This window comes from Actinacidiphila polyblastidii (assembly GCF_036353415.1).
GTDB lineage: Bacteria > Actinomycetota > Actinomycetes > Streptomycetales > Streptomycetaceae > Actinacidiphila > Actinacidiphila polyblastidii.
This window is the reverse complement of record NZ_JAZEWV010000014.1, coordinates 50,963-76,132: the sequence shown is the minus strand read 5'-3', so window position 1 is coordinate 76,132 and position 25,170 is coordinate 50,963. Positions and strand designations below refer to the sequence as shown.

The following is a 25,170-nucleotide window of genomic DNA, read 5'->3' as shown; positions in this document are numbered from 1 at the left end:
CGGCGCGGCCGGCGGTCCTTCTGTCGTTGCGGTGGGCGGGGTGTCGGGGGTGGCCGAGGTGGTTCTCCTCTTCGTACGGAACGGGGTGCGGGTCAGCGGCGGGGGCCTGCGTGCGGGACTGATGCCGGTGCTGCGGGCGGCGGCGGGATGCGGGGCGCGGGTCGCGGGTCACGGCGAAGTTCCGCGATTGCCTTGGCGAGGTGGTCGCGGGCTTGGCCGTAGAGGTCTGCGGCGATGGCCCGGGAGGTGGTGTCGTCGGCGCGCAGGTGGCTGTGCGCGACGCTGGGGACCGCCGCCGTACGGTAGCCGTGGGCAACATGCGCCAGTGCTCGGGTCAGGGCCTGCTGGGCGTCGGCCATCGGGATCATCGCGGTGGTGAGCTGTTCGATGGCTCCCCGCTCCGCGAACGGAACATGGTCCTCGCTGGACATGACGGTGCGGATCCATGTGGTCGCGGACTCGGTGACGTGGCTGAGGCGTGCCACGTGACCGGTGGCCGTGGCCAGGTCGATCGCCGCAGGGCTGGCGGGGAGGGTGTCGGTCAGGTCTGCGAGCCGCCGGTCGAGGGAGACGACCAACGAAGGTTCTTCGGCGTTGTTCATCAGACGGTTCTCAGGCCGGTGCGCGGCCGGGAGCCAAGGACGGAGGCCAGGTCGTTTCCGGACTTCCAGGCGAAGAGCCGTGCGGCGTCTTCCAGTTCGTCGTAGTCGGCCAGCTTCGTGAGCTGGAATTCGTGTTTGCGGTAGTGGTAGACGACCTGCGGCAGCAGTTCCCCGGCCGCCAGATGCGTGACCTTCAGCGCGCAGTAGTCCTCGCCCTGGACGAGGCCGCCCATGCCGCCGATCGCGGACCACAAGCCGGTGCGCGCCATGATCGTCGTCGGGCCGATCGGAATCGCGTGGCGGGGGGTGGGCCAGTACGTCCACACCGCGCCCGGCTCGTGCCGGCCCGGCGGCACCGGACACCGCCACAGATGGAGCGAGCCGTCGCTGTGGAGGTCGGCACTGTAGCCGGCGACCCAGCCGAGCCCGGTGTTGTCCAGGTGGTGCAGGCGGCTGCTCAAACTCCACCTGGGAAGAACGTCGTCATCATCAGCCCAGGTCAGGGCCTTCTCGCGGGCGAGGTTGACGGCGAGGTTGCGGGGGCAGGCCGCGCCGACCGGGCGGGGCAGGGCCAGCACCCGGACCTGGGAATCGGCGGCCAAGGTCCCGGGCAGCAGCGTCGGATCGGCCCCGTCGAGGGCGAGAACGGCCTCCCAATCGGCGTCCTGTGCTACGAGGCTGGCATGCAACTCCTCAAGGTAGGAGAGGCGTTCGGGGCGAAGGCGGGTGGCGATGACGACGGTGACGTCGGGTATCGCGCATGCTCCTTTCGAGTTGAAGCCGGCGGCGGTCAGCGGCGGGGCGGCTTGACGTCCCCGGGCGGGGCGGGCGGATGCACCGGCGGCGTCGTGGGGCGGGTCGCCTGAGCAGCCGTCGTGGCGCGGTGGTAGGCGGTGCGGGCGAGGTCTTCGGTGAGCTGGACCATGTCGTCGGCCAGCGCGTCGAACTGGTCGGCCAGGCCCTGGTAGTGCCGGCTGCCGGCTGCTGGCCTGGTCGCCGCGCTGGTCGTACCAGTTGGCGGCGGTCACCAGGAACTGGTGGAGGCGGGCGACCGCGCCGTCGTCGTCGTCCAGGACGGCGCTGGCGATGCCGTGGAACTCACTTTCGTTACTGGCCCTGCCCAGCAGATCGGTCCAGCCCGTGATGCCCTGACCCGACGGCGGGAGTCCGGCTGCGTCGATCAGTGGCTTGGCCGCTGCGGCGTTCCAGCGGGCGAGGTCATCGGTGGTGGGGGTGCCGGTGTGGTGGGCGTGGATCTGCTCGGTGGCACGGCCGGTGTTGTCGTAGAGCTCGAAGTCGGGATTGGGGAACAGCGGCAAGTCCTCCGGGTTGTCCGGGCGTGACGGCTACATGCGCATCATGGGGGCTGCCGGCGGGCCGTCGGCGGCGGTCAGCTCGCACCCGTAGCCCAGGAGCTGCGCCTTCGCCGTCGGGGTGGGGATCAGGGCGGCATCGTTGCAGACGAACGTGTCGGTGACCGCGGTGCGCGGGGTCCTGCCCAGCCACGCTCTGGTCTCGGGGCCGGCGGTGAGTTGCCAGCCGGGGGCGAGGGTGTCGGTCTGGGTGTGGGTGTGCGCGAACAGCAGCACGGCGCCGCCGCCGGTGGTCTTCAGGCCGTAGGCGGTGTTCCAGACGTTGTTGGCCGCGGCGAAGGCGGTGGTGCCCTTCTTCCCCAGCCGGTTGAGGTCCTTGTCGTGGATGCCGGTCTGCCGCTTGCTGGCCGGCGTCGGGGTGAAGAACTGGGCGCCGGAGTTCTTGCCGCCGGTGGCGAAGATGTCGGTGATGCCGGTCCTCAGTTTTCCGGCGTCGAAGCCGGGCGTGGCGCTGCCGTCGGCGGCGACCGCGGTGGCGTAGCCCTGGGCGTCCAGCGCGATGTCCGGCAGCGGCATGCCGTCCAGGTCCGGGGCCAGGACCATCTGCCAACTGCGGTCCGACTGCTGGGCGAAGACGACCAGGCTCTGGTGCCTGGTGCCGGTCTGGGTGAGGCCGGCGGCGAACCACCGCGGGGTGCCGGGCAGGAACGTCGGGATGTACAGGCGCGCGGTAGCGACGTCATACGACCACGGCTTGTAGGGCTTGCGGTCCTTGGCCGGGGTGCCGGAGTCCTGCTTGTACCCGCCCACCGACATCGCGAACAGCGCGTCGTTCTCCACGGTGTCCAGCAGACGGGCGTCGTCACGGGCGTTGGCCTGGTTGTTGACCTGCGAGTAGTGCCGGATCAGGTTCAGAGCGGCCTGCCGGTCCAGTGCGGGCGTCGCGGTGGGCCGCGGCGAGGGCTTCGCGCTGGCACGGGTGCTGGTGTGGGCCGGCGCCGGGGCGCCGGTGCTGCTGTCGCAGGCGGATGCCGTCAGCGCGAGGCAGGCGGTGGCGGTCGCGGTGAGGGTCAGGCGGGTGATGCGGGAGATGAACTGCTCCAAGGGGTAGCGGGAGGAATGGGCGCGCGTCGGGGAGGGGCTCGGCGTGGAGTGGTTCAGCGGTGCGTGGTGGGCTGCCGGGCGGAAGGCGGTACGGCGGCCGGCGGGCGGGTGGCGGTCAGACCGGGAACTGCGGGCCGAAGTCCGGTCAGCGGCGCCGGGGCGTCCGGTTTCCACAGCTGTGGTTCGTCGCTGTAGGAGAGGAGGGGGTCGCTGTCCCAGCCGACGACCGGGCCGCGGGTGTCCTGGGTGAGGGCGATGACCTCGACGCCGACCGGGCGCAACACATAGGCCCACTCCAGCCGGTCGGGTGCGCTGGACTCGTCGAAGACCATGCGCAAGGGAGGACTGCCGTCACTGGTGAAGACGCGGGAGCTGTCGGTGGGCTTGCTGGGCCCGATCGCATACGCGTCGAGCGCTGCTCGAAGGTCGCCGGGTGCGCCGTCCAGCAGATCGTCGCCGAGGTAGTCCCAGCCGATCGCGTCGGTGTCGATCAGATAGCGGCCCAGCGACTCGGTGTCGCGGGCGAAGCGGTACTGGTAGGCGGCCAGCAGCAGCGGAAGGTGGGTGCTGGGGATGCCGTCGTCGTGGACGTAGATGCCGCGGTACCCGGTGGCGGTGGGGCGGGCGATGCAGGAGCGGGTGGCCAGGTGAGCCTCCTGGAGGCGGGGTCGAGGGGGAGAGCCGCGCTTCGCGGTCAGCGGGCCTGGCGGGGCGCCGTGCTGCTGTTCGGGGCGGGCGGCAGGGCGGCGCCGGGGTCGGTGGTGATTACGCCGCCCCGGGTCCGGGACAGCACCCGGTCGTAGGTCTTCTTCGTGTCGTCGATGGTGAAGGCGTTGCGGCAGGTGAGAGTCTTGGCGTTGGCGCGCACCACGAGGTACTTCTCGGTGCGGCGGCCGACGCGGACCTCGACGGTGTCGCCGGGCTGGAAGTCGCCGCGGGCCCAGGGCCGGGACTGCTGGGCGCGCACTGCTGCGACCTGGGCCTCGTCGCGGGCGAGGTTGGCGGCTGCCTGAGCACGGCGGGCATCCTGGCGGGCGGCGATGGCACGCCGGGTCTGGCTGTCGGCCCGATCCCGGTCTCTCAGCGCCGACCGCGCGGAGCGGTGCCCCAGCAGGATGGGCTGGCCGCGCTCGAAGCGCCCGTATCCGGCCGACGCTGCGGTTTCGAGGCGCTCGGCCTCGGCGGCCAGTTCGTCAGCCCGTTTCTGCGCCTGAGCGGCGGCTGTGGCCGCGTCATGAGTCGTTACTGCGGTTCTCCGATTCGATGATCCTCAGCCGCATGGGGCTGATGTGGGGGCCGGTTGGGCTGTTCTTCGTCCGGTTCGGCATCGATGGGCTGGTCGGGGTCGTCGGCGTAGCCGAAGACGGTCCGTTCGAGGTCACCGAGGAGCACGATCCCGGGGTGGTCGCGGAAGGCGTCGATGCGCTGGTCGATGTAGTCCAGGACGTCGTTGTCCGCCAGGCCGGTCCGTGACGAGTAGCGTCGGGACAGCAGGCTCCATGCCAGCAGGTCGGTGTCGGTGGCGCGGTCCATCCGCACCGACATGCCGCCTCCGAACTGGAGGGTGCGCCGGGGGTGGAACAGCGACGGGGTGCGCTGCGGCATGACCGGCTGGTTCGGTCCGCGTTCACGCATATCGTCGGCGCGTGCCTGCAGTTGGTGGTCGCCGGGTATCGGGACGATCGTGTGGGGGTGGGGTGCGATTATCTCCTCCTGGAGGGTGGTGGGGGCGGGCTCGGGGCCAGCCTGCTGGTGATGGTCCTGCGAGTGGGCGTGTTCGGCTCCGGCAGGGGACCGAAGTCGAACTCATACTCGTCGTAAGAGTCGATCAGGCCGCTTTCCATCTGGTATTCGCGGTCGGCGACCTGCGACATGAGGTCGTCGTGCTCGTCCTGGCACTGCTGCCAATCAGCCCATTCGCTGTCGCTCATATCGGCAGGGCGCTTCACGGTCTCCTCGGTGGGTTGGGGGGCAATGGGGGTGGTGTGGTCTAGCGGTGCCGCGGGGCCGGCCCGGGCGGCGCAGGCACCGGCTTCTGCTGTGGTGAGGCAGTGGTGAAGAAGCGGTGGAGGTCGAGGTGGCTGTCGAGTTCGGTGACCGCGTCCTGGAGTGATTCCGAGGTGCGACGCAGGTAGGCGCGCGCCGTGGCGTGGCAGATGACCATGCGGTGTGCCCGGTGTTCCCGGTCGGTCGGGCTCGTCGACCGGGGCAGGGCCAGGGCGATCTCCGCGGTCTCGGCGAAGTTCGGTACGGCGTTGCTCGACAGGGTGACTGCCATGGCGAGGTGGGCGAGTACGGCGCTGCCGGCCCGGTTGGTGCTGTGCGGGCTCCGGGCGAAGTCGGCGGTCTGCTGGACGACATTGCGGGAGAGGTTCTGTGCGCCGGCGGCGTGCTGGAGCAGTTCGGCGAAGAACGGTTCGGCCGGCACATGGCCGGCGTCGTCCAGCAGTTGCCATTGGTGGGCGACGCCCAGGATTTCGCTTTTCAGGGCTCCGAGGGAGCCGATAAGGTGGAGGGTGTCGTCGCGGGGTGTGAGGTCGCTGCGGATATCGGAATTCTGGGTCATCGTGCTTTCAGTGCTTTCAGTGCATTCTGGCGTCGGTGTCGAAGAGCCGGGCTTCGTGGGGGTGCAGGGCGTGCTGGACGACGAATGACCTGCCCGCGACTTTCCACAGGCCGCGGCCTCGTTGCAGGGCGGAAATGGCCTGGGTTTCGACACCTGTGAGGCCCAGAAGCCCGGCTGCGGCGATGAGCTGGTCGGTTTCCTGCCGGTAGATGATCCGGGTGGAGCAGTCGGCCAGAAGCCCCTCGGCCAGGGCGCGTCCGCGGGAGCCGGCGTCGCCGGCGGTGAGCAGGTCGGACAGCCGGTGGATCACCATCAAGTTGGCGATGCCCAGGCCGCGGCTGAGTTTCCACTGCGCCTGCATCCGCTCCAGCAGGGGACCGTGGCTCATCAGTCGCCACGCCTCGTCGTAGACGATCCAGCGCCGCCCGCCGCGCGGGTCGGCGAGCGCCGACTCCATCCACGCACTGGCGCAGGTCATGGCGAGGACGAGGGCGGTGTCGGCGCCGGATCCGCCCAGGTGGGACAGGTCGATGGTGAGCATCGGCGAGTGGGGGTCGAAGGCGGCGGTGGTGGGGGCGTCGAACATGCCGGCCAGGTCGCCGGCGACCAGGCGCCGCAGGGCGTGGGCGACGTCGCGGGCGGCGTCCCCCAGACGCCCGGACATGGATCCGGCCGCGGCATCGAGCTGATCGGGGGTGTTGAGGAGGGCGGCGATGTCGCCGAGCAGCGGTGTCCGGTTCGCGGTGCTCGCGGTGGTGACGACGGCGTCGAGGGCGACGTCGAGGGCGGTGTGCTCCATCGGCAGCAGGTCCCGGCCCAGCACGGTGCGGGCCAGCGACCCCAGGAGCAGCAACCGGCGTTTGCGGACCTCGCTAGCCCAGTCGTCTTCGGCGGTGCCGTCGGGGCGGGGGGCGGCGTCCAGGGGGTTCAGCTTGCCCGGCAGCCCGGGTCCCAGCGCGATGGTGGTGCCGCCGAGTGCGGCGGCGACCGATGTCCACTCGCCCTTGGGGTCGCAGGGGACGTAGACGCGGTATCCGTGGGCGACCGACCGCAGGGCGAGGCTTTTTGCCAGGGCGCTTTTGCCCTGCCCGATGACCCCGGCGAGCAGCACGTTGGGGTTGGTGAAGCCTTCCAGTTTCCCGTACAGGGAGAACGGGTCGAACGTGAAGCTGGCCTCGGCGTGGACGTCGCGGCCGATATAGACACCCTCGGCGCCGAGGCCGCCCTCGGCGAGGAAGGGATAGGCGCCGGAGGCGACGGCGGTGGTCATCCGGTGCGCCGGGAGTTTCAGCCGTCCACCTCTTGCGGATGCCGGTCCGGGTCGGCCGGCGGCCGGGTAGGCAGGGGCGGGCATCTCCGCCTCGACCAGCGGGGAGTCCGCAGGGGCCCGGTCGGCGGTGTCGCGGGCGCGGGCGGTGGCCTCGGCCAGGGCGAGCCGGGCGGCCTTGCGGGCGGCACGGTTGGTGCTGCGCGGGGTGAACAGGTCGCTGGCGCTGCTACGACGGCGGTTGCCGGTGCTCACCAGGTGCTTGGCTCCCTTCGCGGGTCGGAGCCGGCTGACCGGCTGGTGGGTTCATCGGGTGCAGGTGGTGGTGTGGCCGTGGATCGGGGCGTCGATCTCGGCGGAGGTGGTGGTGCGGCGCGCGGTGTGGACGGCGGCCTGGTGGCGCTGGCAGATGGTGACGAACGGCGGACCGCCGACCAGCCGTGCCGGCGGATCACAGACCTGTGTCGTGCTGGCCGGTCCGGTCAGCGGCAGGGTGTGGAAGGCGTCGTGGACGGCGGCGGCTGCCTGCCAGAGCCGGGTCCGGGCGGTGGCCAGGTGGCGTCCGGCGGTCGGCGAGGTCGGGCGGGTCGCGGTGTCGAGCTGGTCGACCAGGTGGTGGCAGGTAATCAGGTGCGCGTGGAGCAGGTCCAGGTGGGCGCGGTCGGCGGCACCGCCGGCGAGCTGGCTGGTCGTGGTGTGGCGGCGAATTCCTGCGCTGGCGGCCCGCAGGTACGGGTGTGTCTCGCCGTGGGCGGTGGGCGGTGGGGTCAAATGCGGTTCCTTGGTGGGGGCTTGGTGGTTCAGCGTCGGCGGGGCGGGGTGGTGCCGACGGGAGGCGTGGGCGGTCTGGATGAGGGTGCGAGGGGGCGGCGGGCAGCAGGATGGGCGGTGGCAGCAGCTGATTGTTCTTCCCGCAAGTCGTAGCGGCGGCCCGGCGCGGCCAGATAGGGATGGGCCCATTCGCCGTGGAATTCGAGCACCGGGCTGGTACCGGGAGGACCGGCATCAGCCTGGTTGTCGGACCAGCGTAGGAAGGACGGGAGCTTCCGCAGCGTGGCCAGGGCATCGTCTTCGTCGGTGCCGTAGAGCGTGAAACTGTCCGGCGGGGCGCCGAGAACACTGAACACCAGGGTGTAGACCTCGCGCGGTGGTGCGCCGGCGATCTGTTCCAGGTGGGCGGTGAGGCTGTCGAGCCAGTCGGCCGCTTCGAGCGCGCTGGTGAGCCTGGCGTCGTCGTACGCGGCGCGCTGGTCTTCGACGACCTATCCGTCGGCGTCGAGATGGGGTGCCAGGAGCGCTTCCCGCCTCGCCGCCCGAACGCGGCTCTCGTTCAGCAGCCCCGCCAGTTGCTCCCGGAGTTGGATGTCGCCGGAGACGGCGCGGTGTGCCGGGAGGCCCGGCGGTTCGGCGGTCACAGGGCGGCCCGGGCGAGAGGCAGGGCCGCGAGGGTGAACGCTTCTGCTTGCTGGTAGGTCAGGCGTCGCAGGTCGATCTGGCTTCCGGCGGCGGCGGTCTCTACGGCGGCGCACGCGGCGTCGAGGGCCTGCCGGGTGTCGGCGGACAGGCTCAGCAGGCCGGTCAGGGCGACGTCGGCGTGCCCGGCGATCAACTCGCGTTCGCGCTGCTTGGTGTCGGCGTACTCGATGCTGTCGGCTTCGGAGTCGACCTGGCCTTTGCGCTGCCGCTCGGCGGCGTCCGCGATGATCGTGGCCTTGCGGCGCTGGACGTCGCGCAGCGCCGATTCGAGCCCCTGTGGTGCGTAGATGAGGGAGAAGGCGCGGCGGGCGCCTGCGGTGAACAGCAGCTGGTGCAGGAACCCGGGATGGGCCTCGGTCCGGGGCCAGTTTTCCACCCAGTAGGTGGCGTGCTGCGCGGTGTCGGTGATGAGCCGGTCGGATTCCTCGACCTGGATCACGGGGCCGGCGGCGGCGGGGTCGGCTTCGGCGTATCCGGCCGGTGACCACTGCTGGAGTCGGGAGAGCGCGGCGGGGTCGTAGGCGGTACGGATGACTGCGGCGATCTCCCGGGTGGAGAGCCACCCGGTCACCGCCAGGCCGGAGTTGCGGGCGGCTTCGCTGATGCTGGCGGTGACCTGGCCCAGGACGGTGAAGCCGCCGTGCAGGCCGCCGCCGGCCTGGGAGACCAGCCGCCGCGCCGCCCGCAGGTCCAGCGCGACGACGAGATACGCCTCGTGCGGGGCGGCGGCGGGTCCTGCGGAGGCGACGAGTTCGCCGTACACCTGCCCCGCGACCGGAGCGTCCGGCCTTCCGTGCTGCTGCCAGTGCCGGGCCAGCGCGTCACCGGAGTCGGGAACCGTCCTCTCCAGGACCTGGACGGCCCTGATGTGCCCGGTGCGAGCGACGCCGGCCAGCGCCCGCCCCCACGCGGCCACGTTGGCGTTCTGCGTGGCCGGATCCAGCAGCGCAAACGCGCGGGCGTTCACCCGGGCAACGGCCGTCAGGGTCTGGTTGCGCGGGTCGTGGAGGGCTGCTGCTTCCACTCCGGCGGGCGAGACGACGCGGAGCGAGGCGGTGGTGCCGGGAAGGTGCAGCAGGCCCTGGACCTGCGGGCGGGAGACCGGGCGGGCCAGCCACAGCCGCTGCCCCGACCACTTCCGGTACAGGTAGCGGGCGGTGACCGGTGCCCAGTCGACCAGGGTGCGCCCGCCGCGCCGAACGAACACCACCGCGGCAACCGCGGCCCACAGCGGGAGGAGGGCGACCGCGCCCAGGACGCCAGCAGTCATGACGGTGATCATCAGCAGACCGGTGGCGGCGGAGGTGGCCAGGAGTTGCGGCAGGGACAGGCCGAGCAGGATGCCGCGACGCGGCCGGTGGGGAAAACGCACCGTGAGCGGCACGGTCTGATCAGGAATGAGTGAACACCGTTTCTGGTAGAGGCCGGTTGAGTGGTCGGTTCACCCGGGCCGGTTCAGGTTCCGGTCGGTGACGGCTGGGGCGGTGCCGCGCTGGAATCGGAGACAGACTGCTGGGCACCGTTGGGGCTGGAATCCGTTCCCGTGTTCTGGCCCCAGTCCGCGGCCGGTGGCGCGGGTGCTCCTCCGGGCTGCTTGCTGCTGCCGTCGGTGGGGCTGGTCGGGTGCGGCTGCACCGCCTTGGCCAGGCTGGCTGCGGCAGGCGAGCCGCTCGGTCCGGATTCCTGGCCCTGGCCGCTGATGCTGCCGGCGGGGTTGATCTGGGCGATGCCGTCGGGGCCCTGTCCGGGGATCTGGGAGGGGCCTTGCGGGGATCCGGCCCCTGCGGCGGCACCTGCGCCTGCTGCTCCGCCGGACATCGCCGCCGCGGCCTTGCGGGCAGCGCGCTCGGTGTGCTGCCGGGCGACCATGGCCCCGGTGCCGCCGGCCCGGTGAATGGTTTCTGCGTCGGCGCCCTCGGACGCCCAGTGGACGAACTTAAACACCGCGTACGGGCACAGCAGCACCAGCAGCAGGATCACGATGCCGGACATGCAGTCGGCCAGCGCTCCCATGCCGTCTGCTGCCTGGGTGCGGCCCATCGCGGAGATGCCGAGCAGGAAGATGATCGTCATCAGCAGCTTGGAGAAGACCAGGGTCGCGGTGGCTTCGATCCACCCCCTGCGCCAACGCCGGGCTGCTTCCCAGCCTCCGCCGCTGCCGGCGAAGACGGCGAGGGTGACCATGACGAGGATGCCGACCTTGCGGACCATCATCACGCACCAGAACAGCACCGCGCCGATCGCGGCCCCGAATGCTGCGAACGTCGGTACGAGCCAGCCGAGTCCGGACATGGCGCCGATCTCGGAGACGGTCACCATCCGTCGGACCGCGTCCTGAATCGAGGTATGGCCGGCGGCGAACAGCCCGTCGGACAGCGCGTCGGTGGCGGTGAGCGCGACGGTGGTGACGGAGATCGCGGCGAAGGAGAACAGCACCCCGGAGGCGGTGCCGACGAACGCTTGGGACAGGGCTCGGGTGTCGCGTCTGACGGCGGCGCGCACCAGCTGGGCGCAGAAGGTTGCCACCATCAAGACCAGGCCGATCGGCAAGATCATCTCGTAGTTGTCGCGGAACCACGTCGCATTGAGATCGACGCGGGTGGTGGTGTCGACGCCTTCGGCGGCCAGGTCGGCGTAGGCGGCGGCGAGTTCGCCGGCGGACTTGGCGATCCAGGCGCCGATGCCGTCGGTGATCGCGTGGCCGGGGTCGGTGACGAAGTCGATCACCCCGGCGGCGTCGCACAACTTGCCGGCCACGGGGATGGAGCAGAAGCCCACGCGGGCGCTACCTCTCTGTCGGGGAAGGTGGGAAGTGGGCGGTCAGGGCGCCACGGCCGGGGCGATGTCGACCAGCGCGCAGTCGCTGTTCGGGCGGCACTGGACCGCGAGGGTCACGGCGCGCGACTCGGCGCCAGCGCCGCCGCCCTTCCAGGCGATCGTCTGGGTACCGGTGACGGTAACCGCGTAGATGTACGCCTTCGTCAGCGCCGCCGGATCATCAGCGAGCGCCTGCTTGAAGGCGCTGGGGAAGTGGGACTCGGTGACCTTTGCGGTGGCGTACTGCCGGTTGTCCGCGAGCCGCGACCACAGCACCGGATCCGGCTCCTGGCCGCTGATCGCCGCCCAGTTCGCGTACTGCGTGCCGGTGGCCATCCAGGCGCGCATCCCGGAGAGCTGCTGGTCACGGCTGGTGGTTCGGGTGTCGTAGGACCACAACAGCTGCGCTGCGGCCTTCGCATAGACCAGCGGATCCGTGACGCGCGGCGGTCTGGCGACCGACCCGGTGCCCGGAGTCGCCGACGCTGAGGGCACGGCGGACGAAGGTACGGCGCTGGGTGTCGGAGTAGTGGTGGCGGTGGCCGTCGCGTGGGTGGTGCTGGGTCTGTTGGTGATCCACGCGGCGGTGCCGGCCAGGGCCAGCAGGAGCGCGGTGGCCAGGGCGATGATCGCGGTGCGCTGGGCGAGCGGCGACCAGGCGGCCGGGTGCGGCACGGGGCTTCGGCGAGGGGTCATTTGATCTGCGACCCCAGGGCCGAGAAGAACAGCACCAGGCCGTTGGCGGCGCCGAGCCCGAGGGCGGCGCCCACCGAGGCGATCGTGCCTTTCTTGCCGTTGGCTTCTGCCTGGTGGCCACCGGAGAAGTGGCCCCAGGCCCACATCGCCAGGGAGGCGGCGAGCGCGCCGACGACCGCGATGATGCCGTAGAGGTTGATGCTGCTGACGATCTTCTGCAGGACGTCGAGTCCGGGCAGGCCGCCGGTGGCGGGCTTGATGCCGGGGTCGTAGGCCAGCACTTGGGCGTGCAGGGACGAGGGGGTGGGTGAGGCTATGAGCGAGCTCCTTGGTTGGAACGCAAAGCAGGGCAGGGACGGAGTGCGGGGGGTTCGCCGGATACGTCAGCTGTAGGTTCCGGCTGAACTTGTCGTCCGGCGCCGGCGTGACCAGGGGCTTGGGGACTCTCTGCGGGCGACTTGTCGGTGGATTCGTCCGGCCGATCTGTCGGATTCTTCGACCGTGTGGACACGTTGAGGGGTAACCGACAGATCGTCTGGACCGTCGACCTGCGGTTTTCCGCGTCGAGCCGACACCGGGACGACAGATCCGCCGGACATCGGCAAAATGGATCAGCCGGCGGGCTGGGTGGTGACGCGGCGCGCGGCCAGGACGTCCCACTGGCTCAGGGGGTCGATCCGGACGACGGCTCCGGTGTGTGGGGCGGCGATTACGAGTCCGGCGCCGAGGTAGATGCCGACGTGTTCGGGGTGGTCGGGGCTGCCTTCGGTGAACAGCAGGTCACCGGGCTGGATCGCGGTCAGTGGGATGGGGACGCCGGCGTTGATCTGGGTGTAGGTGGTGCGGGGCAGGGTGATGCCGGCGGCGCGGTAGGACTGCTGGACGAGGCTGGAGCAGTCGCAGCGGCCCATCGGGTCCGGGCCGTGCGAGTTGGTGCACGAGCCGCCCCACTGGTACGGGGTGCCGAGCTGGTGCATCGCCCAGGTGATCGCGGTTTTGACCGCTGCGGGTGCGTCGGCGGGGATGGTGTAGCCGGCCGGGATGGTGCCGGGCGGGATTGGTCCGTACAGCGAGCCGTCGTCGCCCGTTCCGCAGCCGGTGACCGGCGCAGGCGTACCGGCCGGGTCAACCGGACTGTTCGGGTCGGCCGGAGCGCTCGCGGGGGGTTGTTCGGCGGCGGGCAGGGTGGCGGTGATCGCCTGCTGCAGGGCGGTGGCCAGCGGTTCCCAGGTCGCGTACGCGTCGGGCAGGGCGCTCTTCTGCACGGCCTGGGCGGCCTGGGTGACGGTCAGTTGCTGCCAGCCGGACACCGCGAGAAGCGCGGAGTAGAACTTCGAGCTGGCGTAGACAGGGTCCAGGAGTTGGGCGGGGGTGCCCCAGCCCTGGGTGGGCCGCTGCTGGAACAGGCCGACCGAATCGCGGTCTCCGGAGGGGAGGTTGCGCAACCGGGATTCCTGCAGCGCGGTCGCCAGGGCGATGATCTGCCCGCGAGCTGGGACATGCAGGGTGATGCCGGTGACGATGATGGCCGCAGCGTTGGGGATCTGCTCGGCGGGCAGATCCAATCCGTCGACGTGTGAGTCCGGGCCGGGGGTGGTGCCGCCGAGGATGGCGGCGACCTGTGCTGCGACGGCGGCGGTGTCGACGGTGCCGGTGGTGCAGGCGGCGGTGAGGGAGGCGGGTCCGGCTCCGGCGGCGGAGACCGCGGACAGGCCGGCGATCAGGAGTGGGGTCAGGCAGAGCAGGCCGAGGACGGCCGCCAGCCACTTCACCCGTGGCGGCTCCGGGGCCGGTCAGTGTGCAGCGGGCGGCGGACTGGTCGAACGAGATGGTGGGTCAGGGTGCGGGTCCTTCGTTCGGGGGAGCGGTGTGGGCGGGATCTGGTGGCGGGAATTCCAAAACTGTACGACGTGATCGGCCGTCGACCAAATAATTCGCGTCTTGGATCTGAAATATCGTGAAGGACTCGTCGCCACGGACACCGGGGGCTTATCGTTTTGGAATCTCCCGAACCCGCTCACGCCGCCAAGCCGGTCTTTCGGTGCCGGCCACGGGCAGCGGATGTTCGAGGCGACAACCTCACCCCGGACCTTCCCTCTTTCTCTGCCCACTGGAGTTCCTTTTTGCCCTTTTCCCTCCATCAGGGTGACGCGCTCAGCGTGCTCGCCGGCCTTCCCGACGACTGCGTGGACGCGGTCATCACCGACCCCCCGTACAACTCCGGCGGACGCACCGCCAAGGAGCGCACCTCCCGTACCGCGAAGCAGAAGTACACCTCGGCCGACGCCGAGCACGGGCTTGCCGACTTCACCGGCGAGAACATGGACCAGCGCTCCTACGGGTTCTGGCTCACCCAGATCATGACCGAGGCCCACCGCCTCAGCTGTCCCGGCGGGACGGCGCTGCTGTTCACCGACTGGCGGCAATTGCCCATCACCACCGACGCGCTACAGGCCGCCGGGTGGCTGTGGCGGGGAATCCTGGTGTGGCACAAGCCGCAGGCCAGACCGCAGAAGGGCCGGTTCACGCAGAACACGGAGTTCATCGTGTGGGGCTCCAACGGCCCCATGGACTCCTCCCGCGCGGTCTACCTGCCGGGCCTCTACAGCGCCTCCCAGCCCTCGGGTGCCAAGCGGAAGCACATCACGCAGAAGCCGGAGGAGGTGATGCGGGAGCTGGTGAAGATCGCCCCCGAGCGTGGCACGGTCCTGGACTTCTGCGCCGGGTCGGGCTCGACCGGCGTCGCCGCGATCCTGGAGGGTCGGGATGCGATCTTGGTGGAGAAGACCCCGCACTACGCGGAAGTCGCCGCCGAGCGTCTCACCGAGGCCGTGAACCAGACCCTGACCCAGGACGGCTGCACCCTGGCGGCCTGACCGGTAAGTCTCCGGGGCGGGTCATCCTCCCGCCCCGGGCAGTCCCAGCCGATAGCCGATGCTTCCGTACGCCCATTTCCCATTCGACATCTGACCGCTGCGGCGGTGCTAGGAGCTGCCTGTGCCCGATTCCATTGATCCCCGGGATGAGGGGGAAATGGAGCCTCTGCGATTTCCCGGCCGGGGGGTGGAGGGCCTGGAGGCCAGTGTCCGCCGGCTGATGGCCGAGTCCGAGCAGCAGGCCCGGCTGCTGGACTCCCTTTCGGCCGCCCCGGACGACTCGGCCCTGCCCTACGCCAGGTTCACCCCGGGCATGACGCCGGGCCTGCCGCTTCCTGTCGCGGCACCGGAGCCGCGGTTCATCCTCACTTTGGACGCTGTCGCGTTCGAGGCCGAGCTGGACGCGCTCTCGGACTGGGTGCACGACTTCCTGCTGCCGACCTACGGCGCGGAGGTGTCCACGGCGATGCCGTGGTGCCGGCAGTGGGCCGAGCACCTGGATGTCGTCGGGTGGCTGCACGCGTTGTGGATGGCGTATCAGCAGCACACCGACCCCGAGGCCGGACTCAGCGGCCCGGCGGTGTGGCACCGGGACTTCCTCACCCACACCATGGCCGCGATCCGCGCGCCCGGAGGCCCGCTCAGCGCGTGCATGACCAGCCTGGACCGGCCCTCCCACCGGATCCTGCCCAGCCCTGGCCCCGTGCCCACCCCCGGCGACGAGCAGCCGGCTGAGAACGGGGTGGCGGCGTGAACGGGGAACCCCGCTTCGGCCTGGCCGTTGACCCCCGGGTGGTGGACGACCTGCTGCTCGCGCCGCCCGAGATCTGCACCGCCGCGCTGGAATGCCTGTCGACCGTCCTGGGCGGCGAGGTGCAGGGTGAGGAACTGGGCGGCACGCTCCTAGGGTTCCGCAGCGTCGCGCTGGATCCGCGCTGGCGCCTGGTCTATGAACTGCGCCCCGCCCCAGTGGCGCAGCAGCATGCCCGGGAGGTGTTCATCGCGGCGGTCCGACCTCGGGCCCGCTTCGACGTCTACACCGCGGTCGCCTCCCGCCTCGGCCTGGACCGGCAGCCGCTCAGCGCCCTCGCGCACGCCGCCCGAGCCCGCTCACCCCAGGTCACCACAACTCCCCGCCCGCACCTGGTTCCTCTTCCCTCCGCTCTGACCCCTGCGAAAGGCTCAAGTCGTTGACCTGCTCCACCCACCGCGTTCCCGCTGACCTGCTCAGGCCCGCCCGGTGCTGCGGCGACCGGCAACGGCCCGGTGCACCGGATCCCGCCGGATGCTGCGGGGTCCTCTCGCTCGCGGCCGATCTCCTCAGCGACCTCCTCGACCCGGACTCCAGCGACCACCCGGGAGCCGGCAGGCCCGACGTCCCGTATCGGCCGGCCGGTTCGCCGCCGGTGGGCATCGTGGAGGCGTGCTTGGTGGCGTTCGAGGAACTGGGCGATCCCGAGGCGGTGGCCTCGGGGGACCTGGTTGCCCTGCTGCGGCACGCACCCGGGTTCGCGGTCGGAAGGTGGCGGTTCGCCGATCTCACCCAGGCCCGGCTCGCTCACCTTCTTGCCCCGTACGAGGTGACCACCCGGGACGCCACGTTGCCCGATGGGCGGCGCCGCAAGTCCTACCGGCTCAGTGCCCTGCTGGCGGCCGAGGCGGGAGCGTACCGCTGAACAGCCGTTCGCTTGCGCCCACTTCACCTCCGGCTCCCACGGTGCTGGACGACCGTATCCACGCGCTGACCGGATACACCGGCCTGCAGCTGCAGCGCCACCACGCCGACAGGCTGCTTCCCCCCGGCCTGACCGCCCTCGCCGAAGCTCACCAGGCCCTGGCCGGTGAAGAGGCCGATGTCGCTTATCACCTGGGGCGCCTGCACCAGCTCAGCGGCAGCGAAGACCTGGCGGGTCAGGCGCTGCTGGAACGCCTGACCCGGGTGATGCGCCACCTCACCGACGCCGTCACCCGGCGCGACGCGCACCTGGACGCCACGGCCGCGGTGCTGGCGCCGCTGGAGAATGCGGCGCAATCCCGGGACGAGGGGGAACTGCCGGACCTGACCGCGCCGGACTTCGCCCACCTGCTGGGCCTGGTGCGCGGGGCCCGCCTCCACCAGCACGTGGTCACGCAGCGGCTGTCGGTGGTGACCGCCTCCGGCACCAGGCTGCCCTTCCCGGCTCTGCAGCGGCTGGAGGAGGCCGGTCTCGTCGAGGTCGACCGTGCCCATCCGCTGCACGCCGGCCAGCCGGTTGCCCTGACCGCCCTCGGCCGCCGGACGCTGATCGGCCCGGCTCCCGCCCGTGCGGCCCGGCCGCCCTCGGGCATGCCGCTGCAGGCTGCCCTTCGCCGCTGACTGGAGAAGCGATCAACCCCACGACGCACCACCACAAGAACCTGTCCGCTTCCGGGCAGCCGTCGTTCCGGCAGCGCCTGCGGCAGGCCGCCGAACTGATCGAGATGCTGTGGCCCCCGCACGATGAGGACGAGGGTTCGCCGCGCGAGAGGGCCCGGCGTAAGCGGGCCTTGGGCCTGTACACCGCCGTCCTGCAAGCTGCGGAAGACGCTGCGGTGACCCGGGCCCGGCTGACCTCCCGCCCCCACCCGCCGGCCCGCACCGCCGAGCTTCGGGGGCTGCTGGCCCGGCAGGCAGATCGCCGCGACGCCACGTTCCGGGAGCTGTCGAGGCTGCTGGACGCGCAACTCGCCGCCGGGTCACGGCGACCCCCCGCCGCGGAGCGTGCTTCTTCTCCTTGTCCCTGACCTTCCCGGAGGACCATGCCCAACCCTGACAGCAACCGGCCCGGGGAAGGCCGCCTACCCGATCCGGACTCCCTTTTCCCCGCCGACGAGGTTGGGCCCGCCGCCGGCACGACCGCGGATGACCGTCAGCGGCCCTCGCGGAAGTTCATCTTCAGCCGCGCGCTGCGGACCAAGGGCTTCAAGGCCGCCGGCGAGACAACGGACCGCCTGCACACGTTCCTGCTCAACGAGCCTGAGTACGTCCTACTGACGAGCTGTCACAAGGGTTACGAGAGCTTCGCGGTGCTGTTCGACTCCTCGGCCACCTGGGACATCCCCGGCACCGCCAATCTCGTGGCCGTGCACGTCGTCCGCGACCCGATGTGGCGGACGTTCGACTTCGACACGGCAGCCCTGCCGATGGTGGGGCTGGCCCAGCAGTGGCTGGTCGCCCGGGGGTGCCCGCCCGAGGCCATCGTGCTGCCGCCCGAACGCGCCAGCCAGCCCGCCGACCAGCAGAGCGCCGCGCTGGAGACGCACCTGCGGACGTCGCCCGGCCGGTACACGCTCCTCGACCACTACACCGACGACGGCGGCCCGTTCGAGTCCTGGGCGATGCTGCGCGATACGCACCCGGATTCAGCCGGTACTCCGGTGCGCATTTTCATCGAATTGGCGGTTATCGGTGCCGGCACCTACACCCTGCGCGAAGGCGGATTCGCCGATGAGGACGCCGCGCAGGAATGGCTGGACGAGCGCCCCGGACCGCTTCCTCCAGCACTGCGCACTTCCCGGCCCGGCGCAGCCTCCCGGCCTGCGGTTCCTCCGCCGCCGGGGGCTTCGGGCCCGCGCCGCTGACGTCCCGCGCCGGTAGATAGCACGGAAAATACCGTCAGGCAAAACGCGTTTTCTTCGGATCATAGAACCGTCCCCCGCCGCACCCGCGGCACATGAAATTCCCCCTTGCCCACCACCTCTGCCAGGAGGCCATTTCCGCATGCGTCAATTCCCCACGTTCACTGCTCCGGGAAGCATTCCGCCGCCACACGAACCCGTCCCCACCGCGCCGGCCCCAGCACCGGTGGACGCCGACGGGGTGCTGGAGGTGCTCGCGGCCGAGGTCCGCGAGCGCTTCGGCCACAGCCTGGGCGACCTGCGCACCCTGACGGCCACCCAGCCCGAACGGGCCCCGGGCGCGAGCGAGGTGCTGCGCTGGTACGACCAGGTCACCGAAGCCCAGAAATTCCTGGAAGACGCCGAGAACGCCCTGGTGGACGTCCTGGCCACCGGCGACACCGCGCCGCTGACCGAGGACCAGATGATGCTGGCGGCAACGGTGGACGCCGCAGTGACCGTCCGGGACGGGCGGGCTCTGGTCGTCCGCTTCCTGCTCAACCCGGACGCCCCCGGCAAGCAGAACCAGGCCGCCAGGGGTGAGTCGCTGGGGGTGCGGCGCCCGCCCGCCCTGACCACCAGCATGCCGCCCCGACCGGCCACCCCGGCGTCCGCACCGACAACGGGGGTGCGCCGATGAACGCCGCTGAGATGCCCACCACCCAGGACACCGCCATCGTCGAAGCCCTCGGCCGGCCGCTGACCGTGCTGTATACGCAGGCGGTGGCGGGCACTGCGGAACCCGCGGTGCAGCGCGTCCTCGAACTGCGCTCGTTCCTGGCCCTGGTCGAGGACCAGGCAGCCAAGATCTGTCACCGCATCCGCCTTGCCGTCGACCCGGCCGGTGACCTGTACGGCGCGGATCCGCAGCATCTGCGGTTCCAGACCGCGTTGCTGGAGGCGGCGCTGGAGACGGGCCGCACATACCGGCGCACGCTCCAAGAACTGCTGGCTGTCACGCCGGCGGCCTCCCCGCCGAATCGTCGGCCGGTGCAGTTCACCCAGTCCAAGATCGCCGCGATCTCGGCACCCGACGGCCGGCTGACCGCCCGCCCGGGGCCGGCCGGGGAGCCGGTGGTGGAGGCGGGTGCCGGCCGTCACCGCCGCTGACCTCGCCTCCCGTATCGAGGCCCTGTGGGGCCAGCCGCTCGGCGAGCTGCGCCAGGAGGCCGAGGAGCATCCCGGTAGCACCATGCTCGGCGCCGTTGTGCGGCTGCACACCGATACCGACTTCGCCGAGCGCACCATCGCCTACCACCGCGACCGGCTCCGCCAACTGAGCGACCCCGGGCGGGAGATCGACGACTCCACCGCCCGCCACCTGCTGGATACCGCCCAGCGCCTGGCGATTGCGGTCACCGCCCGCACCGCTCACCTCGCCGCCGCGACCGCGGTCCTGGACGGCCTGCGCCGCCGCGACCCGATGCCCGTGCCGGCACAACCTGCAGACCTGGCCGCCGGCCCCGCCCAGCCCGCAGCCCTGGTCGCCGGCCCCGCCCAGCCCGCGGACCTGCTCCGCACCCGCTGAACCAACTTCCCGCCCAACACCGCGTATCCCAGTCCCCTTCACCAGGAGTGTGTTTTCTTCTTGACCGCCACCGGTCTGTCCCGTGCCGCTGTCGCCGACCTGAACCGTGTCACCCAAGCGCTGGAGATGCTCGCTCCGCGCTGGAGCGTGTGGACGCTGATGTCCCTGTCCGATCAGCTGCTGCGTTACACAGAGATCAAGCCGCGTTTGGCGCTGCTGGCCGACGGCCAGCTCAGCCCCCGTTTGAAGGCCCTCACCGCGGACGGCCTGGTGGCACGCGAGGCGGTCAGCGCCCGCAATGTCTCCTACCGGCTGACCGATCGGGGCCAGGCCATCGCCCCGGCCCTGCGTGAGCTTGTCGCGTGGGGCGACGCCCGGCTGGAGAAGCGGAAGGTCCCCAGCAAGGCGTTGCCGGGGATGTTCGAGCCGGAGCGGATACCGGCCGCCCAGAACGCCGAGGACACCCTCGCGCTGATCACCACCCGGCACACCGCCGCGGTGATGTGGGGCCTGCGGGCCGCAGGTACCGCGACCGGCTCCGAACTCGCCCAGATTCTGCCGGGATCGCTGACCGCGGGGCGGCTGTACGCGCCGCTGGGCCAGCTGGTCGACGACGAGTTCGCCGAGCGGACCGGCAGCCGCGGCTACCGCCTCACCGACCACGGCCGCTCCCTCGCGCCCGTGTTCCGGGCGCTGTCGGCCTGGGCGGCAGGCCGCCCCGCCTCCTCGGCACGCAAGCACCCCATCTGGACGATGGAGGAACAGCAGGAGGAGGGACTGGTCCGCCCGGCGGCCCCCCGCCGGCCCGTTGCTCTGGCGGGGGTGACGATCCCCGCCCCCGGTCCCGCGCTGTCGACCGCCCCTGGACCCGGCGCTAAGTGGCGGTCAGGAGTCCTGTTCTCCCACGGCGGCCCCTCCGCGCCGCTGGCCGGTGCCGGTGCGACGGGCGGGCGTGGCCGATGAGCAAGCGACCCTCCTCCACCACCGATCTGGTCGTTGCCGCCGCCGAGCTGCTGGGGCGCCAGTGGACCACCCGCCTGACCGCCGAGCTGACCGACCACGGGCCCGTGCCGCTCGGCCTGGTTGCCGGCACCTTCTCGGACCTCACCCACGACCAGTACACGTACGGGTTGCGGGCGCTGCGCGACCGGGGCCTGGTCGCCTACGGCAAGGACTCCGGACGTGACTGCTACGTCCTCACCACTGCGGGCGAGGGGCTCGGCGATGTCCACGACGCGCTGTCCCGCTGGGCCCGCAAGCACCACTTCCCCGCCGAGGAGGGCGACTTCGTCACCCGGGTCGAGGCCGGTCTGCGGCTGCTGCGCGACCGGGACCTGCTCACCGTGCTGGCCACCGCCGGCCCGGACCGTGCCGTTGGCGTGGATGCGGAGGCTGAGCGGAGCCTGACCGAGAACGGCTTCATGTACGTGATGCGCGACGGCGAACCCGCCCTGACCGCCGCCGGGCAGGACCTGCGCGGCCCGCTCACCGCGCTGACATCCTGGGCACGCGCCCACGCCGGCCTGCTCCAGCGCCGCACCGACACCCGGCCAGGGCTGCGCACCACCATCCCCGGCCCCTCCCGGACACCGGCGGCCCGGCGGTCCGCTTGAGCGTTTCGGCTTCCCCGGACGGCCTGTGGCGGGGGGTGTACCTGCCGCGGGCGGCGGACGCCGGAGCGATGGCGACCGCCACGTTCACCCTGCCGCTGCTGGTCCTGGCCACCACCGACTCGGCCACCCTGACCGGCCTGGCGTTCGCGCTGGAATGGGTGCCCCGGCTCGCCTCCTTCCGGCGGGCCGGGGCCCTGGTCGCCCGCCACGGCGCCGGCCAGGTCATGAGGATGGCGGCTGCCATCCGCGCATTGGTCCTCCTGGCGGCGATCCTGGTGCTGGCCGGAGCGGCCAGCGGGGCGGCCACGACGGCGACGGTGATGGCTCTGGCCGTGCTGAACGGGGTGCTCTCGCAGTTCAGTTACGTCGCCGCCGAGACCGCGGGTGCCACCGCCAGCCAGGCAACCACCCGCCCGCACCGGGTGCAGGGCGTGCTGCTGGGCATCGACCAGGGAGCCATGCTCGCCGGACCCGCAGCCGGCGCAGCGCTCCTGCAATGGGCCGGACCCGGCTCGCTCCTCGGCGCGGTCGCCGCGATGTCCGCGACAGCCGCCGCTACCGTTCCGACCGGACTTGCGTCCCGAGGCCCGGGGTTCCGCGACGGCGCTGCGGCGCCCGCCGTGTCGGGCTGGGCGACGTTGAAGGCGCTGCCCGCACTTGCGTGGCTGATCGCCGGCCTCGCTGTCTCCAATCTCGCCACCGGCACGCTGGAGGCCGCCGCTCCGGTGATCGTCGTCAGGAACTGGGGGCATTCCAGTGCCTCGGTGGGCGCGGTGTGGTCAGTGGCCGCCGCCGCGACGCTGCTCGTGGTGGCGGCCAGCCGTCCGGCGATCGACCGTTGGGGGCTGTGGCCGGTCGGCGCGCTGTCCGCGGCCGTGGCGTCCGCCGCCTGCCTCGGTGTCGCCCAAGCCCATGGCTTCCCCGCCTACACGGTGCTGGTCGCGGTCCTGATGGCCTCCGAAGCTGGGATGACCGTGGTGCTGCGGACTCTGCGTTCCCAGCTCGTCCCCGAGCAGGCGTTCGCCCCGACCCTGGCCGTCACGATTCTCATTCTGCTCCTGCCGTTCCCGCTGGCCGGTGTTCTGGTCGCCTGCACCCCGCCCGCTGCCCTCGGCCAGCTCCTGACCGGCTTGGCTGTCCTCCAGGCCATCGCTCTGGCAGCGGCGTTCGCCAAAGCCCGCAAAGCTTTTACACCCCATCGGGCTGCCAGCTCACCGGGCTGACCTCAGCCGTCTTCCACCGCTCCCTCATCAGTTCCCGCCCGTCCTGCCCCTTCGACAGAAAGCATCTGTGACCGCAACTCCCCGTAACACCAGTGGATTCGCGCGGCAGCAGCGCACGGTCCGCGACGCCTCGTACGCCACCCCGCTCCACCTCCCTGCTCCTGTGCCGGAAATGGCGTCGGTGCCGACACCGCTGGAGGTCGCGCGCCGGCAGCGCCGCCAGGCTCCGGCACGGCGCGGTCAGCGTGCCGCGCTGGTCCACCAGCACCACGACCCAGCACCTGCCGCCCGGAGCATCTGCTGCCGCTGGTGTGGGGCCAGCGCCGGAGCCGCGCCGGTGAACCCGTCAACCTCTGGAGGTCTCCCGTAGCGCTGCACGCGACCGACTTTTTCACCCACACCCTTGACCTGCCCCTGGACGCCGCTGTCGTCATCGGTAACACCTTCTACGCCGCCCCTGCCGCGGCAGCTCCGCTGCGGCTGCGGATCCGCTTTTCACCGACCATCCGAGAGCGCGTGTACAGCGGTTTGCACCTGGCCGTGATCCACCCCGACCACGGCCCCATCGACAGCCACCACCTGGCCTTCGCCGACCACGGGACTTTCACCGCCCGCGACGAACGCCTGCGCGCCGAGGGCCACATCAACCTCAGACCCGGCACTATCCGCGACGGCTCATCAGAAGGTCCGCCGTGGGCCGAGGGTGACTTCACCGGCCTGCAGGAGGCGCTCAGCCACTACGTGCAGATGTGGTTCAACACCAGCATCCCGCCCTACACCCCGGGCCCAACCCGGCGAAGCCGGGTCCGCGGCGTGACCGCGCTGCCCACCCCGCCGGCCGGCCGGACACCCCGCCGGCCCCGATGAAGCAGCCGACGACTGCTGCCACCTATGCACCCCTCCGAGCGGTCGCGCTGACCAGCAGTCCGGCAGCCGTTCACACCAAGCTCCTTCGCCTGTTCATCCGACTCCGGGAGACCCCTTCTCCGTGCACCGCCCCCGCCACCTTGTGCTGCGCTCCGGCGCCCTCGCCCTCGCCCTGACCGCCACCGCCCTTTCGCTCCTCACCCAGCCCCCAGCCTCCGCCACCACCCCGGCACCCAGCCCGACCGCCCCACGCACGGCCGTGCCCCGCGTCGTGGTGCCCGGCGGCATCAGCCTGACCGTCACCGCTACCGACGGGACGCCCGTGGCCGGCGCCGCGTTCACCCTGACCGACCTGGCCGGGACGACCTCGGCCACCGGCACCACCGGCGCCGACGGCACCCTCGGCTTCCCCGAACTGCCCGCGGGCGTCTACCACCTGCGGCAGACCGCGACCGGCTCCGCTTCCGTCCAGCCCGGTCCCGACCGCGACGTCGTGGTTCCCGACGGCGTCACCGTGCCGGTCACGGTGACCGACCCGTTCACCCCGGCCGGTCTGAGCGTCCACCTGACCGACCGTGCCCGCAAGCCGGTCCCCGGCGCCTTCATCGCCGTCACCAGCAGCACCGGCAAGGCGTTCACGCTCACCACCGGCCCGTCGGGAAGCGCCCAGGTCAGCCTGCCGGTCACCGCCCGCACCGGCACCATCTACACCGTCACCGAACGCTCCGGCCCGCACGGCGCCCCCGCCCACGGCAAGCCCGTCACCGTCCGCGCCGAACCCGCCGGACTGATCGCCATCACCCTCACCGACACCACCCCGCCGCCCACCACACCACCGGCCACCCCGCCGACCAACGAACCCACAACACCATCGCCCTCCGCCCCGGTTGCCGCCCCCGTCTCCGGCGGCCAGCCCACCGCGAACCCTTCGGGATCCGCGGTCGGACCAGCGCCATCCACTTCCAGCACGCTGGCAGCTTCCGCCCCGCACGCCCAACTCGCCCACACCGGAGCCGACTCCACCACCTGGCTCGCCGGTACCGCCGGCCTGCTCATGATCATCGGAGCCGGGGCCCTGTCCGGCGTCCACTACCGGCGCTCCCACGGCAAGCCCGTAAAGCGAAAGGAATAACCAGGGATTCCGCCAGCGGCCCGGAAACGGCCCCGTAGCGGAAATTCCTTCGCGGATTCAGCGAGCATATATAGGCGGCGCCCATCAGGGCGCCGCCTTTTATTGTATCCGGAAACCCGTGAGTTCGCCGACGGCAGACAGAAAATACCCCACACGGACTGGAATAACACCTCCGGTCATGTCAAAATTGACGCATTCCCGTCAACCGCTACCCGGAGGAGAACAGGCCCGAGACCGCCCCACATAGCGGGAGGTGTACGGGTCGTGCCATGGATATCAGTTTCCCGAAGAAAAGCCTCCCCGCGCTCCTGGCGGAAGCGGGGGCACCAGGTGAATACAGCTACAGCCACGAAGCAGGCGCCATGCGTGTCGTGCTGCCCAGTGGCGAAACGATGATGCCGGGCGAAGCCGCGCAGCGGTTTCTGCCGCCGTGCGGCTCTTGCGGCCGAACATG

The 25,170-nt window shown here is 71.4% G+C and carries 29 protein-coding genes and 1 pseudogene; 14 read left to right on the top strand and 16 right to left on the bottom strand.

Annotated features, from left to right (window positions below; translation table 11 throughout):
- Positions 1 to 92 precede the first annotated feature (92 nt).
- The 16 genes and pseudogenes from V2S66_RS18830 to V2S66_RS18760 form a co-directional block, all read right to left on the bottom strand.
- A complete protein-coding gene (locus V2S66_RS18830) occupies positions 93 to 602 on the bottom strand; it encodes a hypothetical protein (protein ID WP_330796938.1) in 510 nt (169 codons plus the stop codon).
- Positions 602 to 1,921, bottom strand: a complete 1,320-nt coding sequence (locus V2S66_RS18825) for a glycosyltransferase family 2 protein (RefSeq protein WP_330796937.1) — start codon at positions 1,919 to 1,921, stop codon at positions 602 to 604. Before V2S66_RS18825 ends, V2S66_RS18830 begins: the two co-directional genes overlap by 1 nt.
- 27 nt (positions 1,922 to 1,948) lie before the next feature.
- Positions 1,949 to 3,019 carry a hypothetical protein gene (locus V2S66_RS18820; protein WP_330796935.1) on the bottom strand — a complete coding sequence of 357 codons (1,071 nt, stop codon included), beginning with the start codon at positions 3,017 to 3,019 and terminating at the stop codon, positions 1,949 to 1,951.
- 53 nt (positions 3,020 to 3,072) lie between these two features.
- Positions 3,073 to 3,357, bottom strand: a complete 285-nt coding sequence (locus tag V2S66_RS18815; protein ID WP_330796932.1) for a hypothetical protein — start codon at positions 3,355 to 3,357, stop codon at positions 3,073 to 3,075.
- 356 nt (positions 3,358 to 3,713) lie between these two features.
- A complete protein-coding gene (locus V2S66_RS18810) occupies positions 3,714 to 3,986 on the bottom strand; it encodes a hypothetical protein (RefSeq protein ID WP_330796931.1) in 273 nt (90 codons plus the stop codon).
- A gap of 21 nt (positions 3,987 to 4,007) precedes the next feature.
- Positions 4,008 to 4,241 (bottom strand): annotated as a pseudogene (locus tag V2S66_RS34550) (DUF3560 domain-containing protein); the annotation flags it as partial.
- Positions 4,242 to 4,261: 20 nt separating this feature from the next.
- Positions 4,262 to 4,624 (bottom strand): hypothetical protein, encoded by a 363-nt coding sequence (locus V2S66_RS18805; protein ID WP_330796930.1) that lies wholly within the window; start codon positions 4,622 to 4,624, stop codon positions 4,262 to 4,264.
- Between the two features lie 98 nt (positions 4,625 to 4,722).
- Positions 4,723 to 4,950 carry a hypothetical protein gene (locus V2S66_RS18800; protein ID WP_330796927.1) on the bottom strand — a complete coding sequence of 76 codons (228 nt, stop codon included), beginning with the start codon at positions 4,948 to 4,950 and terminating at the stop codon, positions 4,723 to 4,725.
- A gap of 59 nt (positions 4,951 to 5,009) precedes the next feature.
- Positions 5,010 to 5,585 (bottom strand): hypothetical protein, encoded by a 576-nt coding sequence (locus tag V2S66_RS18795; RefSeq protein ID WP_330796925.1) that lies wholly within the window; start codon positions 5,583 to 5,585, stop codon positions 5,010 to 5,012.
- A gap of 16 nt (positions 5,586 to 5,601) precedes the next feature.
- Positions 5,602 to 7,107, bottom strand: a complete 1,506-nt coding sequence (locus V2S66_RS18790; protein WP_413966425.1) for a VirB4 family type IV secretion system protein — start codon at positions 7,105 to 7,107, stop codon at positions 5,602 to 5,604.
- Positions 7,108 to 7,158: 51 nt separating this feature from the next.
- A complete protein-coding gene (locus V2S66_RS18785; protein WP_330796924.1) occupies positions 7,159 to 7,623 on the bottom strand; it encodes a DUF6238 family protein in 465 nt (154 codons plus the stop codon).
- Between the two features lie 640 nt (positions 7,624 to 8,263).
- Positions 8,264 to 9,727 carry an SCO6880 family protein gene (locus tag V2S66_RS18780; RefSeq protein ID WP_330797091.1) on the bottom strand — a complete coding sequence of 488 codons (1,464 nt, stop codon included), beginning with the start codon at positions 9,725 to 9,727 and terminating at the stop codon, positions 8,264 to 8,266.
- Between the two features lie 56 nt (positions 9,728 to 9,783).
- Entirely contained in the window at positions 9,784 to 11,106 is a 1,323-nt protein-coding gene (locus V2S66_RS18775) for an SCO6881 family protein (RefSeq protein WP_330796922.1), read from the bottom strand.
- A 42-nt stretch (positions 11,107 to 11,148) separates the two neighbouring features.
- Positions 11,149 to 11,841 (bottom strand): hypothetical protein, encoded by a 693-nt coding sequence (locus V2S66_RS18770; RefSeq protein ID WP_330796920.1) that lies wholly within the window; start codon positions 11,839 to 11,841, stop codon positions 11,149 to 11,151.
- A complete protein-coding gene (locus V2S66_RS18765; protein ID WP_330796917.1) occupies positions 11,838 to 12,122 on the bottom strand; it encodes a hypothetical protein in 285 nt (94 codons plus the stop codon). Before V2S66_RS18765 ends, V2S66_RS18770 begins: the two co-directional genes overlap by 4 nt.
- 330 nt (positions 12,123 to 12,452) lie before the next feature.
- Positions 12,453 to 13,613, bottom strand: coding sequence for a C40 family peptidase (locus V2S66_RS18760; RefSeq protein ID WP_330796915.1), 1,161 nt, complete (start codon positions 13,611 to 13,613; stop codon positions 12,453 to 12,455).
- Between the two features lie 351 nt (positions 13,614 to 13,964).
- Here V2S66_RS18760 and V2S66_RS18755 point away from each other — a divergent pair, with 351 nt between their 5' ends.
- The 14 genes from V2S66_RS18755 (at position 13,965) to V2S66_RS18690 (ending at position 24,716) form a co-directional block, all read left to right on the top strand.
- A complete protein-coding gene (locus V2S66_RS18755; protein ID WP_330796913.1) occupies positions 13,965 to 14,717 on the top strand; it encodes a DNA-methyltransferase in 753 nt (250 codons plus the stop codon).
- A 157-nt stretch (positions 14,718 to 14,874) separates the two neighbouring features.
- Positions 14,875 to 15,471, top strand: coding sequence for a DUF4913 domain-containing protein (locus V2S66_RS18750; RefSeq protein ID WP_330796910.1), 597 nt, complete (start codon positions 14,875 to 14,877; stop codon positions 15,469 to 15,471).
- Positions 15,468 to 15,911, top strand: coding sequence for a hypothetical protein (locus tag V2S66_RS18745; protein ID WP_330796907.1), 444 nt, complete (start codon positions 15,468 to 15,470; stop codon positions 15,909 to 15,911). Before V2S66_RS18750 ends, V2S66_RS18745 begins: the two co-directional genes overlap by 4 nt.
- Before the next feature lie 236 nt (positions 15,912 to 16,147).
- On the top strand, positions 16,148 to 16,393 hold the full coding sequence (locus V2S66_RS18740; protein WP_330796905.1) for a DUF3631 domain-containing protein: 246 nt from the start codon (positions 16,148 to 16,150) through the stop codon (positions 16,391 to 16,393).
- Between the two features lie 41 nt (positions 16,394 to 16,434).
- The gene (locus V2S66_RS18735) at positions 16,435 to 17,073 is read left to right on the top strand and encodes a hypothetical protein (protein ID WP_330796903.1); all 639 of its coding nucleotides are present in this window, start codon (positions 16,435 to 16,437) and stop codon (positions 17,071 to 17,073) included.
- A 422-nt stretch (positions 17,074 to 17,495) separates the two neighbouring features.
- Positions 17,496 to 18,317, top strand: coding sequence for a hypothetical protein (locus V2S66_RS18730; RefSeq protein WP_330796902.1), 822 nt, complete (start codon positions 17,496 to 17,498; stop codon positions 18,315 to 18,317).
- Positions 18,318 to 18,540: 223 nt separating this feature from the next.
- Positions 18,541 to 18,993: a hypothetical protein gene (locus V2S66_RS18725; RefSeq protein WP_330796901.1), complete on the top strand. Its 453-nt coding sequence runs from the start codon at positions 18,541 to 18,543 to the stop codon at positions 18,991 to 18,993.
- Positions 18,990 to 19,463 (top strand): hypothetical protein, encoded by a 474-nt coding sequence (locus V2S66_RS18720; RefSeq protein ID WP_330796900.1) that lies wholly within the window; start codon positions 18,990 to 18,992, stop codon positions 19,461 to 19,463. The genes V2S66_RS18725 and V2S66_RS18720 overlap by 4 nt, the downstream gene beginning before the upstream one ends.
- Entirely contained in the window at positions 19,441 to 19,881 is a 441-nt protein-coding gene (locus V2S66_RS18715) for a hypothetical protein (RefSeq protein WP_330796898.1), read from the top strand. Before V2S66_RS18720 ends, V2S66_RS18715 begins: the two co-directional genes overlap by 23 nt.
- Before the next feature lie 60 nt (positions 19,882 to 19,941).
- Positions 19,942 to 20,844, top strand: a complete 903-nt coding sequence (locus tag V2S66_RS18710; RefSeq protein ID WP_330796896.1) for a winged helix-turn-helix transcriptional regulator — start codon at positions 19,942 to 19,944, stop codon at positions 20,842 to 20,844.
- Positions 20,841 to 21,494 carry a hypothetical protein gene (locus tag V2S66_RS18705; protein ID WP_330796894.1) on the top strand — a complete coding sequence of 218 codons (654 nt, stop codon included), beginning with the start codon at positions 20,841 to 20,843 and terminating at the stop codon, positions 21,492 to 21,494. Before V2S66_RS18710 ends, V2S66_RS18705 begins: the two co-directional genes overlap by 4 nt.
- A gap of 68 nt (positions 21,495 to 21,562) precedes the next feature.
- Positions 21,563 to 22,717 carry an MFS transporter gene (locus V2S66_RS18700; RefSeq protein WP_330796892.1) on the top strand — a complete coding sequence of 385 codons (1,155 nt, stop codon included), beginning with the start codon at positions 21,563 to 21,565 and terminating at the stop codon, positions 22,715 to 22,717.
- A gap of 516 nt (positions 22,718 to 23,233) precedes the next feature.
- Positions 23,234 to 23,584, top strand: a complete 351-nt coding sequence (locus V2S66_RS18695) for a hypothetical protein (protein WP_330796890.1) — start codon at positions 23,234 to 23,236, stop codon at positions 23,582 to 23,584.
- 121 nt (positions 23,585 to 23,705) lie between these two features.
- Complete coding sequence (locus V2S66_RS18690; RefSeq protein WP_330796888.1) at positions 23,706 to 24,716, top strand: MSCRAMM family protein; 1,011 nt, start codon at positions 23,706 to 23,708, stop codon at positions 24,714 to 24,716.
- Positions 24,717 to 25,170: the final 454 nt, after the last annotated feature.

Bases quoted from the DNA above. Each gene is read 5' to 3' on its own strand.
- V2S66_RS18730 (WP_330796902.1), top strand. From the start codon at position 17,496: ATGCCCAACCCTGACAGCAACCGGCCCGGGGAAGGCCGCCTACCCGAT.
- V2S66_RS18770 (WP_330796920.1), bottom strand. From the start codon at position 11,841: ATGACCCCTCGCCGAAGCCCCGTGCCGCACCCGGCCGCCTGGTCGCCG.
- V2S66_RS18720 (WP_330796900.1), top strand. From the start codon at position 18,990: ATGAACGCCGCTGAGATGCCCACCACCCAGGACACCGCCATCGTCGAA.
- V2S66_RS18800 (WP_330796927.1), bottom strand. From the start codon at position 4,950: ATGAGCGACAGCGAATGGGCTGATTGGCAGCAGTGCCAGGACGAGCAC.
- V2S66_RS18705 (WP_330796894.1), top strand. From the start codon at position 20,841: ATGAGCAAGCGACCCTCCTCCACCACCGATCTGGTCGTTGCCGCCGCC.
- V2S66_RS18805 (WP_330796930.1), bottom strand. From the start codon at position 4,624: ATGCCGCAGCGCACCCCGTCGCTGTTCCACCCCCGGCGCACCCTCCAG.
- V2S66_RS18795 (WP_330796925.1), bottom strand. From the start codon at position 5,585: ATGACCCAGAATTCCGATATCCGCAGCGACCTCACACCCCGCGACGAC.
- V2S66_RS18700 (WP_330796892.1), top strand. From the start codon at position 21,563: ATGGCGACCGCCACGTTCACCCTGCCGCTGCTGGTCCTGGCCACCACC.
- V2S66_RS18750 (WP_330796910.1), top strand. From the start codon at position 14,875: ATGGAGCCTCTGCGATTTCCCGGCCGGGGGGTGGAGGGCCTGGAGGCC.
- V2S66_RS18830 (WP_330796938.1), bottom strand. From the start codon at position 602: ATGAACAACGCCGAAGAACCTTCGTTGGTCGTCTCCCTCGACCGGCGG.